Source organism: Flavobacterium sp. Root186, assembly GCF_001428525.1.
Taxonomy (GTDB): domain Bacteria; phylum Bacteroidota; class Bacteroidia; order Flavobacteriales; family Flavobacteriaceae; genus Flavobacterium.
Genome location: NZ_LMHW01000012.1, coordinates 196,371 through 212,722, shown reverse-complemented (window position 1 = coordinate 212,722; position 16,352 = coordinate 196,371). Strand labels below are relative to the sequence as shown.

The following is a 16,352-nucleotide window of genomic DNA, read 5'->3' as shown; positions in this document are numbered from 1 at the left end:
ACAATGAGCACATTTTCAATTTTCTTAGTTTTAATCACAATAGTTTGCTTTCTATTGATCGTAGTAATTATGGTACAAAACCCTAAAGGTGGAGGATTATCTTCAACTATCAGTGGAACTCAAATGTTAGGCGGTGTACAAAAAACAACTGACTTTTTAGATAAAAGTACTTGGACATTAGCTACTATTTTGATTGCTTTAATCTTACTTTCAAGCTTAAGCTTCACTGGAGCTTTAGGTGATACAGGATCTAAACTTATTGAAAAAACAGAAGCACCTGCATCTACACCAGCTCAACAAACACCTGCTCCGGCAACGCCAGCAGCGAAATAATATTTTTGAAATAAATAAAAAATGCCAGCCTGTCAAAGCTGGCATTTTTTTTAAGAAATAATGTCAGTTTTAAGAGCATGGCACAATTTCTGAAATCCAATAGAACATTAAAAACGTATAACTTATAATAATATAAAATCATGGCCTTAAACATTAAACCGCTTTCAGATCGCGTACTTATCGAGCCTGTTGCAGCTGAAACCAAAACTGCCTCAGGTATTTTTATTCCAGATACTGCCAAAGAAAAACCACAAAAAGGAACTGTCGTTGCAGTGGGAAATGGTTCTAAAGATCACACTATGACCGTAAAAGTTGGCGATACTGTTCTTTATGGTAAATATGCAGGAACAGAATTAAAATTGGAAGGAACTGATTATTTGATTATGCGTGAGGATGATATCCTTGCGATTATTTAAATTTGCTATAAGCCGTAAGCTTTAAGCTATAAGCTTGTAAAAAAGCCTATAGCCTACTGCCTAAAGCTTTAAGCTTAAAGCTTAAAGCCTCAAAAAAAATGAGAGATTTTAAGAAATACGATATTTGGCAGCTGAGTCATTCTTTTACTTTAGAAATCTATAAAATGACTTCTACTTTTCCTAAAGAAGAATTATATGGTTTGACAAGTCAGATTAGAAGAGCTTCTTCATCAATTCCAACTAACATTAGTGAAGGTTGCGGAAGAAACAGCGACAAAGAATTTAATCAATTTCTCAACATCGCTTTGGGTTCTGCCAATGAAACAGAATATCTATTGATTTTAGCTAAAGATCTGCAATATCTAAATAATGAAATTGCAGAAAATCAAATAGAAAAAATCAACAGCATAAAAAGCAAAATTTACAAATTAAAACAAATATTAGTTAAGCAGTAGGCTTTAAGCCGTAAGCTATAAGCTTCTAAACAAAGCGTAAAGCCTACCGCCTAAAGCTTAAGGCAAATAAAAAACAAATACTAATCAGCAGTAGAGAAAAGCCTAAAGCCTAAAGCCTACTGCCTAAAGCAATAAAAAAAAATGGCAAAAGATATAAAATTTGATATTGAAGCACGTGACGGATTAAAACGTGGTGTTGATGCATTAGCAAATGCTGTAAAAGTAACTCTTGGACCAAAAGGTCGTAACGTAATCATCGGAAAATCATTTGGTGGACCAACCGTTACTAAAGATGGTGTTTCTGTTGCAAAAGAAATCGAATTAAAAGACCCATTAGAAAATATGGGTGCGCAAATGGTTAAAGAAGTTGCTTCTAAAACCAATGATTTAGCGGGTGACGGAACTACAACTGCTACAGTTTTAGCTCAGGCAATTGTTAAAGAAGGTCTTAAAAACGTTGCTGCAGGTGCAAATCCAATGGACTTGAAACGTGGTATCGACAAAGCGGTTGAAGCTATCGTTGCTGACTTGGCTAAACAAGCTAAAGTGGTTGGAAGCGATTCTGACAAAATCAAACAAATTGCTTCTATCTCTGCCAATAATGACGAAGTGATTGGTGAATTAATCGCTACAGCTTTCGCTAAAGTTGGAAAAGAAGGTGTAATTACTGTTGAAGAAGCTAAAGGAACTGATACTTTCGTAGACGTTGTTGAAGGTATGCAGTTTGACAGAGGATATCTTTCTCCTTACTTCGTAACAAACCCAGAGAAAATGGAAGTTGAATTAGACTCTCCATACATCTTATTATATGACAAAAAAGTTTCTTCTTTAAAAGAATTATTACCGGTTTTAGAGCCAGTTGCTCAATCAGGAAAACCATTATTGATTATTGCTGAAGATGTTGACGGAGAAGCTCTTTCTACATTAGTAGTAAACAAATTAAGAGGTGCTCTTAAAATTGCTGCTGTAAAAGCTCCTGGTTTTGGAGACAGAAGAAAAGCAATGCTAGAGGATATCGCTATCTTAACTGGCGGAACTGTAATCTCTGAAGAAAGAGGATATACATTAGAAAACACTACTATCGAAATGTTAGGAACTGCAAAAAGAGTTTCTATCGATAAAGACAACACTACAATTGTAAGTGGTGCTGGTGAAGCGGATATCATCAAAAACAGAGTAAACCAAATTAAAGGTCAGATGGAAACTACAACATCTGATTATGATAAAGAAAAATTGCAAGAGCGTTTGGCTAAATTAGCTGGTGGTGTTGCTGTTCTTTATGTTGGTGCAGCTTCTGAAGTGGAGATGAAAGAGAAAAAAGACAGAGTTGACGATGCTTTACACGCAACTCGTGCTGCTGTTGAAGAAGGAATTGTTGCTGGTGGTGGTGTGGCGCTATTAAGAGCAAAAGCTGCTTTAGCTGATCTTAAAGCTGACAACGCTGACGAAGCAACAGGAATTCAGATTGTATCTCGTGCTGTAGAATCTCCATTAAGAACTATTGTCGAAAATGCAGGTCTTGAAGGCTCTGTAGTTGTAGCTAAAGTTTCTGAAGGTTCAGGTGATTTTGGATACAATGCTAAAACTGACGAATATGTAGACATGCTTACAGCTGGAATTATCGATCCTAAAAAAGTAACTCGTGTAGCATTAGAAAATGCTGCCTCTGTTGCAGGAATGATCCTTACTACAGAATGTGCATTAATTGATATTAAAGAAGAAAGCGCTGGCGGTATGCCAATGGGTGGCGGTATGCCAGGAATGATGTAATCGTTCTAACTTCTTAAAATTTAAACGCCAGATTTATGTCTGGCGTTTTTTTTTGCCACAGATTTCACAAATTTTCGAGAATTAATTTTCTAGCCACTCTGTTTAAAATTTGTGAAATTTGTGGTAACCTTTTTTTTACGCAAAGCATTCGTAAAAATCCGTGAAATTCGTGGCAAACTTAACATTATCTTTTTCCCTAAAAAATTCGTTATGAATATCTTTGCATTTCTATTAAAATTGCACAATGAGAAAATTCACCACTCAACTATTATCTTTTACATTCTTACTTCTTTCCACTTTTTCATATTCCCAATCCAGTAATGAGCCTTATGTCGTTTTGGTTTCTATGGATGGATTCCGTTGGGATTATCAAAAACAATTTAATCTTCAGAATTTGAAGCAAATTGCAAAAGAAGGTGTTCATGCTAAATCAATGAAACCTTCTTATCCGAGTAAAACCTTTCCAAATCATTATTCTATTGTAACGGGACTTTATCCAGATCATCACGGAATTATTAATAATGTTTTTTATGATGCTGATTTAAACGAATCGTTTTCATTGTCATCAAAAGCAAAAAATGATTCTCGTTTTTATGGTGGAAATCCTATCTGGAATGTGGCTGAGCAACAAGGTGTAAAAGCTGCTTCTTTCTTTTGGCCGGGTTCTGATATTGATAAAAGAAATCCAAGTTATTATAAAAATTACGATAATAAAATTCCATATGGAGCCAGAATCGATACCGTTTTAAAATGGCTGCAGCTTCCAGAGAAACAACGCCCGCATTTGGTGACTTTATATTTTGATGAACCAGATCATACCGGACACAATTTTGGTCCGCTTTCTGCTGAAAATAAAAAAATGGCAATCAAAATGGATTCTATCATGGGGGAATTGTCTAAAAAGTTAGATCAATTATCCATCGGAAAACAAATCAATTTAATTATTGTTTCAGATCACGGAATGGCCGATATCAGCAATGATAAAAAAGTAGCTGTTCTAGATTATCTAAAACCGGAATGGCTTGGTTATAAAGATGTAATTAATCCAATTATGAGTTTGCAGGCAAAACCAGGCTTTCATGATTCAATTGCAAAGGCTTTAAAAAAAGTACCACATATTAAATTTTGGAAATCAAGCGAAGTTCCAAAGAGATTGCATTACGGAACCAATCCACGTGTACACGATTTTGTTATTGAAGCAGATAAAGGATGGAGTTTAGTTGGTAAAGAAAGTACCCACATAAACGGCGGTACACATGGTTATGACAATAACGAAAAAGATATGCATGCTATTTTTTATGCGAAAGGACCAGCTTTTAAAGTAGACAAAATAATCCCAACATTTCAAAATGTTTCCGTTTATCCTTTGATTGCTCATATTCTAGGCTTGCAGATTGATCAGGTTGATGGGAAGTTGAGTGATGTAAAATCGATGCTAGCTAATTAGATAATGTGTCAATTTGAAAATTAGATAATTTTTGAATTATTTTAATTCGACCCAATTTTCTGTAGAGACGCACAGCAGTGCGTCTACGTTTCTAATATCAAACATTGTGGTTACGTTACGCAAGACGCACTGCTGTGCGCCTCTCCGGAAAATAAGAATTAATTATTTAAAAAATAGCCTCCGGCTTTACCTGGAGGCAATTAAAATCAAAATCAAAGAATTATCTAATTTTCAAATTGACAAATTATCTAATTAATAGATTAGAATCCAGTTGATACCGAAACTGATTTCCATTGTTCCAATTCACCCTGAACACTTGCAATTTTTTGATTTGCCATATTGTAGGCATCCTCTCCTAAAAACAAATGTAAAGGTGGGTTTTGATCTTGGCTTGCTTTAATTAAAGCTTCTGCTAATTTTACAGGATCTCCAGGCTGATTTCCGTTAATATCATCTTTGTGAGCGCTTTCGGATTCTCTTACATTTTTATATTCTGCAATTGGGTTTTGAGGCAGTAATAACGAACTGTCTTTTAAGAAATCGGTTCTAAAATAACCCGGATAAACAATAGTAGCGTGAATTCCAAAAGGCTTAATTTCTGCAGATAAAGATTCTGTTAAACCGGCAACGGCAAACTTTGTAGAACAGTAAATTCCCCAGCCTGGAAATTCTCCATAGTAACCTCCAACAGATGAAATATTAAAAATGTGTCCTGATCTCGCGGCACGCATATACGGCATTGTATTTCTGATTACATTCAATAATCCGAAAACATTTACTTCGTAATTTTTTCTTGATTCTGCATCGGTTAATTCTTCTAATGTTCCTAATAAACCATAACCTGCATTGTTTACTAAAACATCAATTGTTTTAAAATGGCTTACCGCTAACTCAATTGCATCTTTAACACTTTTCTCATCAACCAAGTCCATTTCCAGAGGAAGAAAGTTTTCAGAAGGATTTCCTAATACTTTTACTAAAGCTTCTTCACTTCTTGATGTTGCGGCAACTTTGAAACCTTCTGCCAATAATTTTTTAGCTAATTCTAATCCAAGTCCTTTTGAAGCACCTGTGATAAACCAAACTTTGTTATTTCCCATGACTTTAAATTTTTACGTTTTAAATACAGGACAAAGGTATTGGCGAAGTGCTTCTAAAAAATTAAAGCAATCAAGCAAGAAGTTACGAAAATCAAATAATTTCGGTTAAACGATAATTTTTAGGTGAAACCTGAACATTCTTTTTGAAGAAATTGATAAAATGAGACAATTCTTCAAAACCTAAACACCATGCAATTTCATTAATATTCCAATTGGTTTGTTTGAGCAGAATCATCGCTTCCTGAACAATTCTTTCTGAAATTATCTGTGATGTGGTTTTTCCCGTGGTTTCTTTTAATGCTTTATTCAAATGATTCACATGCACATTTAACTGGTTTGCATATTCTGAAGGCGAACGGAAATTAATTTGCTGTGATATGGATTCTATCGGAAATTGTCTTTCCAACAATTCTAAAAACAAAGAAGAAACCCGAATCGTTGCATTTGATTTACTGTATAATGAAGTAGTTACAGTTTGTGTTTTTAAAGCCTGATGAATAATTTCAAAAATCAAATTTCGGAGTACGTCATATTTAAAAGCGTAATCAGAATTAATTTCATCAAACATTCTTAAATAAATCGTTTTTAAAGATTCTGCCAATTCCATAGAAATCGGAACGATTGGATTTCCGCCTGGCTGAAATAATGGATACTCTTTTAAATTACCATATTGACTAAAAAAGGCATCAGTAAAAATGCAGAAAAATCCGGTTTGGTTTTCATCCACCTGCTCCCAGTTATACGGAATCTGCGGATTGGCAAAAAACAAAGCCTGATCTTCAATAACGGAAATCTTATCAGCATAATGCACTTTGTTTTTTCCGATAATCAAACTGATTTTATAAAAGTCTTTTCGAGTGTACGGAAATGGTTTACAGATACTTCCAACAAAATCATCCAATTTAAAAACATTAAAATGTCCGATTTCTTTTTTAAGATTCTCTGGCATTCCATTTACTTTTATAGTGTAAAAATCTTCAAGGGTTTCTGTCAGCTTCATTTTACAAAGTTACAAAAATCAAATAAAAGAATTAGATAATGAGAAAATTTGTGAATTAGATAATGATATGCGCAATCTATCGCATTATCTAATTTTCAAATTGACAAATTAAGAGACCACTTTATACGTAGGATCTTCGATAACATTTACCTTAATAACAGCATCGGCATTTTTAAGCAATTGTCTGCAGTCTTCGCTTAAATGTTTTAACTCCACTAATTTATTTTCCTGATTGTATTTTTTGGTCAGATTGTTCAGTGCTTCAATTGCCGACATATCGGCAATTCGGCTTTCTTTGAAATCTATAATAATTTGATTTGGGTCGTTTTGCACATCAAATTTTTCCATAAAAGCAGTTATGGAACCAAAGAATAACGGTCCGTAAATTTCATAATGTTTTACTCCGTTTTCATCAATAAAATTTCTGGCACGAATTCTTTTGGCACTTTCCCAAGCAAAAACCAAAGCAGAAATTATTACTCCAATCAAAACAGCTAAAGCTAAATTGTGAAGCAAAATAGTCACAACGGCAACCAGAATTCCCACAAAAATATCATGTCTTGGCATTTTATTAATGACTTTGAAACTTGCCCATTCAAAAGTCGTAATAGCCACCATCATCATCACACCAACTAAAGCCGCCATTGGCAATTTTCCAATTACTGGTGCACCAAAAAGTATAATTAATAAAATTGTTAGCGATGCAATAATTCCTGAAAGTCTCGCTCTTGAACCTGCACCAAGATTCACTAAAGTTTGTGCAATCATCGGGCAGCCGCCCATTCCGTAGAAAAAACCATTTAGAATATTAGAACTTCCCTGCGCGATACATTCTCTATTGCTGTTTCCGCGTGTTCCGGTAATTTCATCTACAAGATTCAGCGTCAGCAAACCCTCGGTTAAACCAACGGCGGCAACAATTACAGAATAGGGAAATATTACTTTTAAAGTTTCAAAAGAAATTGGGATATTCGGAATGTGAAACGGAGGAAATCCGCCTTGCACGGAAGCAATATCCTGAACTGTTTTAGTATCAATATTAAAGACAAGCACAATGGCAAAAACTACCATAATCGCCACCAAAGAGGCCGGAACCGTTTTGGTAAGCTTCGGAAAAAGCAAAACAATACTTATTGTAAGTGCAACCAAACCTAACATTATATATAAAGGCGTTCCCTGAAGCCAGGAAACCTGACCATTAACAACAGTTTTAAACTGCTCTAGCTGCGACATAAAAATAACAACTGCCAAACCGTTTACAAAACCAAACATTACAGGCTGAGGCACTAACCGAATAAATTTTCCGAGTTTAAAAAGTCCGATACAGATTTGTACGACACCGCCAAGTGCGACGGCTGCAAAAACATATTCTATTCCGTGCGATTTCATTAAAGCGATCAAAACAATCACGGTTGCTCCTGCTCCGCCCGAAATCATTCCGGGTCTTCCGCCAAAAATAGCCGTTACCAATCCGGCAATAAAAGCGGCATATAAACCAACCAAAGGAGGAAATCCAGCCAAAATAGCAAACGACAACGATTCCGGAATCATGGTCATAGCAACTGTTAAACCAGCTAAAATTTCATTTTTGTAATTGACTTTTTGAGTAAAATCGAAGAGTTGGAATGTTTTTTTCATAGACCGCAAATGTAGAAAATATTGGCCGAAAAGAGAACAGAGCATTTTAAACGAAAAATGATTAATCTCGCACAGACTTTGATAAAAACTTTCTTTCAAGCAATTAGAAAATTAATTTCTAATGCTACTGAACAAATTATAACATCTAACTTTTTATTTGATTTTTTTCTGCGATCTGAGCTTCCATATAAAAAATTAGTTTTTTTTAAAGCTTTCGATAGCTTCTTTTCAAACCTCATAAAGTCCCTGATAACCAAAAGCATATTCTAAATTTTCTTCATCAGTTTTATAACATACTTCCCTTTCTAGTTAAAAACCACTCAATGGTAATATCAATATACTTTTTTAGAATATTTTCTAATTTACCAACACCAATTGTTTTATCATTTTTCAATTGACTGACAAATGAACCATTAAACATGCCAATTTCTTTCAAACACATTTATCATAATCATTTAATTACCAATAAAATAATTATAGTTATTAAATGGAAAACTTTTGTTTTTACCGCATTCTGCAATAATCAAAACGTATAGAGGTAAAATCGCCTGCAATACCACTGTAAATTTGCACCTCCAATTCAAAAATCTGAATAACAGATAATTACATTAAAAACATTTAAACAACTAAGTTCATAATTGTAAAAATTAAAGATGAAAAAAAACAAAATTGAGATGCAGATAAGAAACCTAAGTTCTTATTTACCAAGCTTTTACAAAACAGCTTAAGTCCTGAGATTCGGCAGTTATCAAACAGCCGATACTATTATTTTAAATACATTATTAAATGACACAAAATTTCAACAAAACAAAAAAAACAAGACTCTGTTTTTTTATTCTAGCTGTCCTGTTAATGTGGTTTCCGGCAAAAATAAAGGCACAGGAAGCTCAAGGTGTATATCCAAATGGTGACTATTATGGGCAGACCATTATTAATGCTCCCGGAGGTACTAACGCTGATAACGGAATTCAAATCTCTCTAAGCGGTGCAGGAAATATGCAGATTTTAAGGAACAACACCTACCAGATATTCAATCCCGGGATCAGAATATCTAATGGTACCACAAAGCCATATGATGTACCAGGTACAAAGCATGGTTTGGTGCTTGCTATTGGAACTACTTACTTTACCAGCGGAACTTTATCCCCAAGTGGTGCAGGTCTTTCTGGCGGTAATTTTAATATTATCAGCAGTACACAGCAATCCCTGATCGAATCGCCTCCCGGCCATTTTGAAGATGTCATCAGACTTTCAGCAGTCAAAAATGGCATGACCTATTACCTAGACGTAAAATACACCTATAATTTCCCTGATTCAAGATTCCTAATCGATTATACGGTAACCATACCGCCAGGCAATACTGAAAAAGTAACGCTGGCACATGGCTGGGATACTTTTTTATCAGGAGGTGATAATGGTCCAGGGTTTGTGACCGGAACAGCTCCATATTATGTTATGGGAGTTGCAAAAACACCTTCTTATGAGGCTTTCCAATACTTGGGGGGCGTGCCGTGGTCGGGTTATTTTTCAGCACTTTATAGTGATCTTGGTACCAATTTGGCCAATAATACCTTTATGGCTTTCAACAATACTATTAATCCTAGTTCTTATACAGATAATGGTATTGGTATTTCAATGGATTTTGGTAAGACTCCAGGTACTTATACCAGTAACAATGCTATTGTAATGGATTGTGAGGCAGGAGATATTCCACCAGTTTTGAGCACTGCAACTGTAAAACAATGTACAGGAACCACATTTAACATCAATTTAAACAGTTACATCACCTCTGCAACACCTTCGGGTGCAACAATAGTCTGGAAAAATGCATTTGGATCACCCGTTGCTGACCCTACTAATGTAACTGCTACGGGTACATATACTGCAACCTATTATTCAAGCCGTTTTGCGTGTACTTCTCCGGGTGCGGTACTAACGATTTCTTACGACTCAACCTGTGCGGTATGCTATAAGCCGGCTGTTACAAGCGGTACAAAAGAGCCTATCAAAACAATTATTTCAACACTTGACAGGGTAAGCGTACCGCGTAATATGTCTGACCCTAGAGCAGGAAGCCTGATATTAGAGTCTAAGACAAGAGGCTTTGTAATAACACGAATCGCATCGCCAGAAACGGCTATTGTTTCTCCCGTAGAAGGAATGATTGTTTACGATACCACAGCTAATGTAATTAAACTGTACAATGGAACTGTTTGGCATGCTTTAGCACAAACCTGTCCAGACTAATAATTTTAAAATTGAATTAAGACATTAAAATTAATACGTTGATATTAAAATTGAAATTTGAATTAATATTAACATTGAGAAAATAATCATGAAAAAAATCCTATTTATACTATGCACAATTGCTGCAGGACTAACTGCTAATGCACAGTCCAGTATCGGTAAAACAACAGCTCCAGACGGCTCAGGAATACTTGATTTTAATGCCGGAGGAAAAGCTGGTATTGTACTGCCTTGGGTTACCACCTTACCAACAGGAACTGCTTTAACAGGTGGCACTATAATCTACGATGCCAACCAGAAAAAAGTAATGTATTACAACAATGCAGCCTGGGTTGATTTGTCTAACCATGCCGGAGCAGTCGATTTATCTATTCAGACATCAGTGCCGGAAGCTGCAAAAAAAGGAACTGTTATTGGCGCACAAAGCAGTACTGTAGACGGTGTACTGGTTTTAGAATCCCAAAACAAAGCCCTGATTTTGCCAAAAGTAGCTTCACCGCAGCTTAACATTGTAAGCCCTATGGCAGGAACGATTTGTTATGATACGGTAAAAAAACTGGTATGCATTTACAACGGTTCTGAATGGACCTTTTGGAAATAATAAAAAAAAAATAGACAATAAAGAATATTAAATAAAGAAAAAAATGAAAAGAATTATATGCATGCTGTTATTTATTCAAAGTGGATTTATGATGGCTCAAACTGAAACTGTAGCAACTATTAACGGAAAAAAAATAACCGTTACTCCTAATGCTCCCGGTACAGCAAATAATGGTTTGACTATAACAACTGGTACTATACAATTGGGAGGCGCATTAACAAAAGCTACCACTGTAGCAGCTTCATCAACTAATACTTTAGCTATTACAGGATTACAGACCGGCGCAGCAACAGATAATGTGGTGGTAACCGATGCAAGCGGTGTGTTAAAAAATGTAGCAGCTTCTTCTATGCAGCTTGAGCCTTGGCAGATACAGGCAACAACAACTAAAGCATCTGCCAATACAGACAATATTTTTCAAATGGGTAAAGTAGGAATTGGAACAAATAACATGCTTGGTACCTCAGATTCGAATGTTAAGCTTGCCGTAAACGGTTCTATCCTTACTCCTACTTCCTACTATGCCGATTACGTTTTTGAAGATTATTTAGACGGAAAATCTAATATTAAGGCTGAATACTCATTCAAATCATTAGCTGATGTTGATAAATATATTACAGAGAACAAACACCTTCCAGGGGTAACAAGTATCAAAAATCTGGCGAGAAACGAAAAAGGAGAATACATCTTCAATATGACTGATCTTTCTATTCAGTCTCTTGAAAAAATCGAAGAATTGTACTTGCATACTATCGAGCAGCAAAAACAAATTGAGGCAAACCAAAACGAAATGAACGAAATGAAACTTCGTATCGAGCGTCTTGAAAAATTAATAAACGAAAAACTTAACTAAGCAGAGAAATCAAATCTTGCTAAAAAAGAGTACGTTTTCCATATAAAAACAGCGGCGATTTTTTTTGCTGCTGTTTTTTTTATCGTTATAAACAAGTATAAATGCAGCGATAAAGCAGGGTAACATTTAAAACAATGACAGCACAAGTTTGCAATCTATATAATAACATTTCAAAACTATATAATAGGTTGCCTTTTTTTAAATAGAAAACTAAGCGCACCAGTCGACCACAAAGCCCACAGCATAAAAACCGGCTGAAAAAACAATCGAATCAAACGGGCTTGATCTGTATGCATCCCCAAAGCATCTATCCTGTTTAAATATTGGGCAATATTACCTGGAAAAACCAGTACATAAAATACGGCAAGCCCAATCCCTAGTTGTGTTTTAAAACGGGTCAGGAAAATCAGAGCCAAACCTATTGCCATTTCGACTATTCCGGAAAGTATTACCACGAGATCTTTATCCATGGGGACCCAATTCGGAACCTGCGCCTGAAAATCAGTTCGCTGAAAAGTAAAATGCCCCATGGCCGCGATGATCATAAAGATTCCTAAAAGTATTCTGAAGAAATTTTGAGTTTTAGTAGCTGCTGTATTTTCCATATCGCGTTAATTTGTTTTAATGAGATTGCTTTTAGCATCTCAAGTACTCTCAAATTTACAATAATAAAAAAACAAATCCTGCTCCGTCCCAAATCATTCCGGTGTTCCGCCAAAAAAATTGCGGTAACTAATCCGGAATCATTGCCATGGTGATAGTAAATCCGGCTAAAGTTTCATTTTTATAATTGACCTTTTGGGTAAAATCGAAGAGTTGGAAGGCTTTTTCATAAGCAAAAAATGTAGAAAGTTATGACCAAAAACAGAAATGACCTTCTCTTGTTGAAAAAGTATTTACAATAAACCAAGCAGCTATTCTAACAAAACTGTTTTAAAACAAAAACGAAAACCGAAAGAATGAAACTTATCATTTTATTGTTTATTTTTTTAGAAGAAATTATTATACAAAGCTATTTATAAACTGATATTTTCAGCTGCGTATTTCTACCTGTTTTATTTAATAAAATGTTAATCTAAACGGATGCAGGTATAACCGAGGCAATTGACATAATCTATAATATTATCGCAGTGCAATTCAACGCCTTCTACACGCAGTATTTTGTCACAATCTTCGAGATCGAAATTTATTTTATAATCCGGAAACTGAGCCTGGATAACGGCGATGATATAGTTTTTGTCTGATTCTTTGCAGACATTTGTTTTAAAAATTTCAACAACCATAACTATTTATTAATTTTTAAACTGCTGGATAATTTCGTTGAAAAAGATATAAAATGTTCTAATTCTGGCGTAAAGCAATAATCGTAGGCAGCGGCGGATTTAAATTCCGGCTGATTCAGCTCATAAACGCCTTTTAAATTTGAGGTGTTTAAATTTAAGTAAAAACTTTTAGTATTTAATTCTGTTTTTGCGGAAATTCTATTGTTTTGAAATTCGCTTTGAAACAAAAAATGCTGCGACAAAATAAAATCCATTCTTTTTTGGTTTTGGAGGATAATTAAATTCGAAGTCAAAAATACTTTAGAGTTACCTATTATAATAGGATATTTATACCAACGGCGTATCATTTATACGAATGGCGTTTGTATAAAATAGTATTCACAAATAGCTATCAACTATAATATTAGACTATTTTTGCCTTCATGAAAATTCTCAAAATTTACCAAAACTTTTTTCTCAGAAACCTCATCGTTCATACCTTCATACTTATGGTAATTTTTGCCTGTGTGTATGATGAACTTCGTTTAGCTGGTCATGACTTTTATTATATGATCACTAAAATTGCAATAGGATATTTCCCTTGCATTCTCTGGATTACTGTTTTTAATCTTTTTATAATTAAACGTTTATTATTCAAAAAAAAGGTCAAAATATTCTTTTTATTGTTTTTAACGTATTGGACTTCTTTTTACTTTTTTATTAATTGGTTTTTCCCTTTAGTTGGTTTCGGAAATTTTAAAACACTACAGATATTATCGCTGCTTATCAACGGAATGTTTTTTTATTTTATTCATGTTGTGATTACTAAAAAAATCATGGACGCTGATAAGGATATTATGAATTTCAAGTCTGAACTTTCATTTTTAAAACAGCAGCTTAATCCGCATTTTTTATTGAATGCCATGAATAATCTTTACGGAGAAGCATTGTCAGAACCGGATAAAGTTCCGGACAGAATCCTAAATCTTTCAGATTTGCTGCGCTACCAAATCGAGGCCACCAAAAAAGATTATGTTTTAGTGGAAGAAGAAATTGCTTTCGTTAAGAAATATATTGAATATTATTCTTTTAGAAACGATCGTTTGAATATTACCCAGAATTTTGAAGGTGCTTTTGACGAAATTGAGATTCCGCCTTTGTTCTTTTTACCTTTGGTAGAAAATGCGGTAAAATTTTCTGCAGAAACTTCGGAGCCTTTTATTTCATTAGATTTAAAAGTAAAATCACGAAATTTGACTTTTACCATAAAAAACAATTATCTCGAATCCGGATCGCGTCTTTCGGGTACCAGAATCGGAATTGAAAATTTAAAAAGGCGATTAGAAGTTTATCGCTTAAGGCATAATTTAAGTTGTGAAAAAGAGAAAAATATGTTTGTTGTAAAATTAAGTATATGGCACTTACCTACCGCTGTCTTATAGTCGACGACGAATCGCCGGCGCACAAAGCGCTCGCCTCGCATATTTCAAAGTTTGACGAACTGGAACATTCCGGAAGTGCTTTTAGCGGCATGGAAGCCCTAAAACTGCTTAATGCTAATCAATATGATATTATTTTTCTGGATATTAATATGCCTGTAATTTCAGGTGTCGAATTAATGGAACTCCAGCCTAATAGACCGCTTACAATTGTCACAACAGCTTATTCTGATTTTGCACTTTCGGCTTATCAAAATGATGCGATCGATTATTTGCTTAAACCTATTTCGCCTGATAAATTTGCCAAAGCCATCGAAAAAGCTAAAACCTATTTTTCCGGTAACAGTCTGAAAAAAGGAAATAATCCCAGCGCAAAAAACCTTTCGTATCGCCTAAACGGACAAACGATCGATATGCCGCTTTGTGATATTATTTATATCGAAAGTCTTGGCAACTACATGAAACTTTACTGTACTAAGCTAAATTTGCCACATATTGTTTATGGTTCGCTCTCAAGCATTGCCTCAGAAATTGACAGCTCGAGTTTTGTGCAAGTACATCGCTCTTTTATTGTAAACGTAAATAAGATCTCTACTGTTACGTTTAAAAATCTCACCATGTCTAACGGCGAAATTATTCCCATTGGAAGAAAATACCAGATTTTATTGGATAGTTTTCTGAAGTAGTCTTTTTTTGTTTAACGAATTACACAAAATACTCAACTTAAATTAGTTGAGGATTTTTTCTTATTTTTTTTAGTAATAAAATACCGTGTAAATACGTGGTGTGGGTTTTGAGGATTATGGTAATATTGCTTAAACAAATGTTAAAATAAATTTACTAATCAAATATTGGCAGCATTAAGCATTGTACAGATCGAAAAAAATATGAATCATGCTGACATTTAAAATGATCTAAAAATTATGAGCAATAAACTATGGCTATTATCAAAAGATAATACAGCACCATTTATTTTGGTAGCATTAACCTATTTCATTTTTCTTAGCACACCTTTTATCTTTTTTTTGATTTTAAAAGCTAGTCCTCATACCTCAACCTCAGTAAGTCTTTATGAGTATAAAAATACTGAAGACACAAAAAAAGTTACAAAAAAAATTAAAGAAGACGATGATTCATTCGTTGATGCCGCTGGAGTAGGAACTGCACAATTAAATGAGTTTGATGACAATGAAGGTGGTTCTATGCCAGTTGAAATAGTTACTAAAAATGTCAAAAACTGGAAAAAAGATGCCGATTCTAGGGGGTTCATAATCCTTACAAGATTATCCATTTTTAGTATAATTATTGCATTTGGAGCAATTGGATCGGCCGTTAGTTTAATCAGTAGAACTCGAAATGATGGATCAATCCTTAATAATATTACCATCCTTGAAATTTTGTCTATCCAAACAATTGGAGGAATATTTGCCTGCATCTTAGGTTTAGCATTTATGGGTAATTTATTAAGTGGTGCCATATTTCCTAATCCCTCGGTATTTTATCGAATTATATATATCCCATCTGCATTTGCTAAATTATTAGTCTGGTCATTTATTGCAGGGTTTTCGGAAAGATTTGTTCCAAATATTCTAAATAATTTCATAAAAAAAGCAGAAGATACAAATGGGTAATAACCTCTCAATACCATATATAAACTTGGATTATAAAATTTATTAGGGAGCTCCTGTTAGGAGGAAATATCAAATTCTATTAGAAATAGCTTCCCTGATTAATTTTATTTATAAAAACCTATAAAAACCTCAAAATAAACTATTTGAGGTTTTTTTTGAG

Annotated in this window: 17 protein-coding genes; 11 read left to right on the top strand and 6 right to left on the bottom strand. The window is 34.4% G+C overall.

Annotated elements, in window-relative coordinates; genetic code table 11:
- The first annotated feature begins 3 nt into the window (after positions 1-3).
- From secG to ASD98_RS12160, 5 genes are all read left to right on the top strand, one after another.
- Positions 4-333, top strand: coding sequence for a preprotein translocase subunit SecG (gene secG / locus ASD98_RS12180; protein ID WP_056204945.1), 330 nt, complete (start codon positions 4-6; stop codon positions 331-333).
- A 140-nt stretch (positions 334-473) separates the two neighbouring features.
- Complete coding sequence (gene groES / locus ASD98_RS12175; RefSeq protein ID WP_012023920.1) at positions 474-749, top strand: co-chaperone GroES; 276 nt, start codon at positions 474-476, stop codon at positions 747-749.
- A 98-nt stretch (positions 750-847) separates the two neighbouring features.
- Entirely contained in the window at positions 848-1,204 is a 357-nt protein-coding gene (locus tag ASD98_RS12170; RefSeq protein WP_056204942.1) for a four helix bundle protein, read from the top strand.
- A gap of 141 nt (positions 1,205-1,345) precedes the next feature.
- A complete protein-coding gene (groL, locus tag ASD98_RS12165) occupies positions 1,346-2,974 on the top strand; it encodes a chaperonin GroEL (protein ID WP_056204939.1) in 1,629 nt (542 codons plus the stop codon).
- A 244-nt stretch (positions 2,975-3,218) separates the two neighbouring features.
- On the top strand, positions 3,219-4,421 hold the full coding sequence (locus tag ASD98_RS12160) for an ectonucleotide pyrophosphatase/phosphodiesterase (RefSeq protein WP_056204936.1): 1,203 nt from the start codon (positions 3,219-3,221) through the stop codon (positions 4,419-4,421).
- A gap of 260 nt (positions 4,422-4,681) precedes the next feature.
- Here ASD98_RS12160 and ASD98_RS12155 read toward each other — a convergent pair whose 3' ends face one another.
- The 4 genes from ASD98_RS12155 to ASD98_RS24195 all read right to left on the bottom strand — a co-directional run bounded on the left by ASD98_RS12155 (position 4,682) and on the right by ASD98_RS24195 (position 8,601).
- Entirely contained in the window at positions 4,682-5,521 is an 840-nt protein-coding gene (locus ASD98_RS12155) for an oxidoreductase (RefSeq protein ID WP_056204932.1), read from the bottom strand.
- A 91-nt stretch (positions 5,522-5,612) separates the two neighbouring features.
- Positions 5,613-6,521, bottom strand: coding sequence for an AraC family transcriptional regulator (locus ASD98_RS12150; RefSeq protein WP_056204928.1), 909 nt, complete (start codon positions 6,519-6,521; stop codon positions 5,613-5,615).
- Positions 6,522-6,629: 108 nt separating this feature from the next.
- Complete coding sequence (locus tag ASD98_RS12145; RefSeq protein WP_056204925.1) at positions 6,630-8,159, bottom strand: SulP family inorganic anion transporter; 1,530 nt, start codon at positions 8,157-8,159, stop codon at positions 6,630-6,632.
- Positions 8,160-8,445: 286 nt separating this feature from the next.
- A complete protein-coding gene (locus ASD98_RS24195; protein WP_206779295.1) occupies positions 8,446-8,601 on the bottom strand; it encodes a hypothetical protein in 156 nt (51 codons plus the stop codon).
- A gap of 344 nt (positions 8,602-8,945) precedes the next feature.
- Between ASD98_RS24195 and ASD98_RS12140 the strand changes: the two genes are divergently transcribed.
- The 3 genes from ASD98_RS12140 to ASD98_RS12130 all read left to right on the top strand — a co-directional run bounded on the left by ASD98_RS12140 (position 8,946) and on the right by ASD98_RS12130 (position 11,860).
- Positions 8,946-10,406, top strand: a complete 1,461-nt coding sequence (locus ASD98_RS12140; protein ID WP_056204923.1) for a hypothetical protein — start codon at positions 8,946-8,948, stop codon at positions 10,404-10,406.
- An 88-nt stretch (positions 10,407-10,494) separates the two neighbouring features.
- A complete protein-coding gene (locus ASD98_RS12135; RefSeq protein ID WP_056204919.1) occupies positions 10,495-11,007 on the top strand; it encodes a hypothetical protein in 513 nt (170 codons plus the stop codon).
- Between the two features lie 43 nt (positions 11,008-11,050).
- On the top strand, positions 11,051-11,860 hold the full coding sequence (locus ASD98_RS12130) for a hypothetical protein (RefSeq protein WP_128414822.1): 810 nt from the start codon (positions 11,051-11,053) through the stop codon (positions 11,858-11,860).
- A 176-nt stretch (positions 11,861-12,036) separates the two neighbouring features.
- On the opposite strand, the gene ASD98_RS12125 is transcribed toward ASD98_RS12130, so the two are convergent.
- Together ASD98_RS12125 and ASD98_RS12120 are read right to left on the bottom strand one after the other, a co-directional pair.
- A complete protein-coding gene (locus ASD98_RS12125) occupies positions 12,037-12,465 on the bottom strand; it encodes a hypothetical protein (protein ID WP_056204913.1) in 429 nt (142 codons plus the stop codon).
- Positions 12,466-12,930: 465 nt separating this feature from the next.
- Positions 12,931-13,143: a hypothetical protein gene (locus ASD98_RS12120; RefSeq protein WP_056204909.1), complete on the bottom strand. Its 213-nt coding sequence runs from the start codon at positions 13,141-13,143 to the stop codon at positions 12,931-12,933.
- A 488-nt stretch (positions 13,144-13,631) separates the two neighbouring features.
- On the opposite strand from ASD98_RS12120, the gene ASD98_RS12110 reads away from it, so the two are divergent.
- The 3 genes from ASD98_RS12110 (at position 13,632) to ASD98_RS12100 (ending at position 16,192) form a co-directional block, all read left to right on the top strand.
- Positions 13,632-14,564 (top strand): sensor histidine kinase, encoded by a 933-nt coding sequence (locus ASD98_RS12110; RefSeq protein ID WP_242412102.1) that lies wholly within the window; start codon positions 13,632-13,634, stop codon positions 14,562-14,564.
- Complete coding sequence (locus tag ASD98_RS12105; protein ID WP_056204902.1) at positions 14,537-15,247, top strand: LytTR family DNA-binding domain-containing protein; 711 nt, start codon at positions 14,537-14,539, stop codon at positions 15,245-15,247. Before ASD98_RS12110 ends, ASD98_RS12105 begins: the two co-directional genes overlap by 28 nt.
- Positions 15,248-15,484: 237 nt before the next feature.
- Positions 15,485-16,192: a hypothetical protein gene (locus ASD98_RS12100; RefSeq protein ID WP_056204899.1), complete on the top strand. Its 708-nt coding sequence runs from the start codon at positions 15,485-15,487 to the stop codon at positions 16,190-16,192.
- The last annotated feature ends 160 nt before the right edge of the window (positions 16,193-16,352 follow it).